Annotated in this window: 3 protein-coding genes; 1 reads left to right on the plus strand and 2 read right to left on the minus strand. The window is 63.9% G+C overall.

The features are described from left to right. On the minus strand, nt 1-1126 hold a 1126-nt coding region (locus AB4Z11_RS27300), incomplete at its 3' end, for an MFS transporter (RefSeq protein WP_442028981.1). A 103-nt stretch (nt 1127-1229) separates the two neighbouring features. Here AB4Z11_RS27300 and AB4Z11_RS27305 point away from each other — a divergent pair. Further along, nucleotides 1230-2063 (plus strand): LysR family transcriptional regulator, encoded by an 834-nt coding sequence (locus AB4Z11_RS27305; RefSeq protein ID WP_442028982.1) that lies wholly within the window; start codon nt 1230-1232, stop codon nt 2061-2063. Here AB4Z11_RS27305 and AB4Z11_RS27310 read toward each other — a convergent pair. After that, nucleotides 2064-3297, minus strand: a 1234-nt coding sequence (locus tag AB4Z11_RS27310) for a TRAP transporter large permease subunit (protein ID WP_442028983.1), incomplete at its 5' end; no start/stop codon positions are given.

Here is a 3297-nt window from a genome sequence, read left to right on the forward strand (position 1 = left end):
GTGCACCGAGGAACAGCACGGCAGCGAATGCGATGGCGCCGGCTTCCATGCCGATGCGGTCGATCAGGAAGCCGCAGGCGACCGGCAGCAGGCCGGCCGGGATATAGGCGCCGATATTGAGCAGGGAAATGGCCTGTGCGCGCTGCGCGTCCGGCACGCGCACGCCGATGGCGCTCAGGCCGCCGAGCTGGCCGAGGCCCTGTCCCATGCCGCCCAAAACAGCGGCGAGCAGGAGCAGGGCGGGAGCTTCGGTATGGATAGCCGTGGTCACCGCGATCATCGCCAGGGCAGTCGCGCTAGCGCCAAACTGCAGAATGGTGCGGATCGGCAGATGTTTCAGCGCCAGTTGCGCGCCAGTCGCGCTCATGAACATCAGGCAGGCCGTTCCACCCGCCACCAAAGGGCTGCTGACGTGCAGTAGCTTGGACAGCAAGGCCGGTCCCAACGCCAGGACGAAGGAAGTCGCCGACAGACCCGGCGCGAACACGGCGACTCCTGATGCAATATCCATCCGGTATTGCGCCTGCACCGTCGGCAGACGCCAGGCCAGGCCGGCGCGGCCAACGTGGGTCGAAGGCCGTGTCATGAGCACGATAAGCGCAGTCGCGATCAGCAACAGTTCGGTGATGAAGATGGCCGGCGCCGGCTGCGCGATCAGCTGCGCCAATGTGCCGGCCAGCAGCGGCCCCAATCCTGCTCCAACGACCATCGCAATCGACGCCGCTTGCGAGGCCTGGCGCTTGCGCTCCGAGCCGCCTGCCTCGACCACGGCAGCCATACCGGCAGCGACGCCGGTGCCTACCGCTACGCCGGTCAGGAAGCGCGCCGCCACCAGCGCATGGACCGAGGCGGCCGTGGTGAACAGAACGCAGGCCAGCATGGCGAGAGCCAGGCCGGGCGCCAGCACGGCCTTGCGGCCGAAGCGGTCCGACAACTGGCCCGCCACCAGGAGCGCGCCAATCAGACCTGCGATGTAGGCCGAGAAAATCACGGTCATCGAGGCCGATGAAAATGCAAATTGGCGCTGCCAGTACACGTACAGCGGCGTGGCCGAATTGGACAAGATGAACACCGCTGTCACCAGCCATGCGGCGGCGGCGATGTTGCCGGGATGTTGAGACTTCATTTTCACTCCTGACGTGCAGCAAATTTCAGATGTTGCTATTCTGCTGGCGTCGCTGAAGAAGCGAAATTCCCCAATATTTCACCTGGCTTGTGAGGAAATACCCATGTTCGACTGGGAAGATCTACGCCACTTCACCGTGTTCGCGCAGGAGAAGTCTTTGTCGGCAGCTGCGCGTCTTCTCAATGTAGACCACGCAACGGTCGCTCGCCGGGTTGCCGCGTTGGAGGAGTCCTTGCAACTCAAGCTGGTGGACCGCCGGCCACGCGCTTATTTCCTGACTAGCGATGGTGAACGCATCGCCGAATTGGGCAAGCGCATGGAGCTGGAATCGCTGGCGGTGCAGCGCACTGCATCGGCAGGCCAGGCAGGTATTGCCGGAACGGTATCGGTCAGCGCACCGCCGGCGATGGCGGCGGCCTTGATTGCACCGCGCCTGGTGGAGCTGCGTGCGGCCCATCCCGACTTGCATGTTCGGCTGGATGGCGACACCCGCAATGTGTCGCTGGTGCGGCGCGAGGCGGATATCGTCATACGATTAAGCCGCCCGCAGGATCACGACGTCGTGGTGCGTAAGATCGCTGCCGTGCCTTTTTCCTTTTATGCCACCCGGGCCTATCTGAAAAAGAAAGACCGCGCCTACATCGCTTACGACACCAGCATGGACGAAAYGCCGCAGCAGATCTGGTTGCAGAACGAGGCGGGCGATGCGCCGATTGTCCTGCGCAGCAATGACCTGGCGGTGCAGGCCTCGGCGGCTGCGGCGGGTGTCGGCATAGCGGTGCTGCCGGATTTCATGGGAGGCGCCGATGCGCGGCTGGTGCGCTTGCCGCACAGAGGCGAGGCGCTGAAGCGGGAGGTCTGGATCGCGGTGCACGACGACTTGCGCCGGGCACCGCGCATCCAGGTGGTGATGGCTTTTCTGGCAGCCTGCTTTTGATTACTTCTTCTCTTCTTCCGCCGGCACCGAGAAATTCAGCTCCGGCTCTTCCTGTTTCTTGTCGCTGTCCGGCGGTGGCGCTTCGGTCTGAATTTGCAGATCGCCTGATTGCACCGTGCCTGCCGTGCTGCGGTCGAGGAAAGCAGTCACGGTCTGCGGCAGCGCAGCCACCAGCAGCACCATGATCATCTGCAGGCCGACCCACGGTAAAGCGCCCCAGTAGATATCGGAGCTCTTGACTTCTTTCGGCGCCACGCCGCGCAGGTAGAACAGGGCGAAGCCGAAAGGTGGATGCATGAAGGAGGTCTGCATATTCACGCACAGCATCACGCCGAACCACACCAGCGCCGCGGACTGCGCCGCCTCCGGGCTGCCCATAATGCCTTCCAGTTGCGGTGCCAGGATCTTCTGCGCCACCGGCGCCAGCATCGGCACGACGATGAAGGCGATCTCGAAGAAATCGAGGAAGAAGGCCAGGAAGAACACGAACAGGTTCACCACCAGCAGGAAGCCGATCCAGCCGCCAGGGATGCCGGTAAACAGATGCTCGACCCACAGCCCGCCGTCAACGCCCTGGAACACCACGGAGAAGCAAGTGGAGCCAATCAGGATGAAGACCACCATCGCAGTCAGGCGCATGGTCGACTGGTAGCTCAACACGATCAACCCGCGCAGCTCGCTGATACGGCTGGCGCGGAAGATCATCCAGGCCAGCGCCACGTACAGCACGGCCAGCGTAGCCTGCTCATACGGCTTGGCGTTTGGCGCGAGGCCGGCCTCGCCCTGGTTGAAGAAGAAACCGATGGCTGCAGCCACCACGCCAGCGGTGAGGCCGATGCGGAACACGATGTGATCGCGGCGATTGAATTCCGGCTGGCGGATCACCGCCAGCACCACCGCGCCCAACGCGCCCATGGCGCCCGATTCGGTCGGCGTGGCGATACCGAGCATCATCGTGCCCAGCACCATGAAGATCAGCACCGCGGCCGGGATAATCCCGCGCAGGCACTTCTTCCACAGTTCCCAGCCACGCTCGGTCAGTTCGTCCTGCGGTGCGGCAGGCAGCCACTCCGGACGGATACGCGCCAGCAGGAAGGTGTAGATGGCGAACAGCGCGATCTGTACCAGCGACGGCCCCCATGCGCCGAGATACATGCTGCCCACATCTGCTGCGGCGGTCTGGGTTTTCAGCTGGTCGGCCAGCACCACCAGCACCAGCGACGGCGGCACTAGC

Origin of the sequence: Pseudoduganella sp. RAF53_2 (genome assembly GCF_052113985.1) — a bacterium.
Taxonomy (GTDB): Bacteria; Pseudomonadota; Gammaproteobacteria; order Burkholderiales; family Burkholderiaceae_D; genus Rugamonas.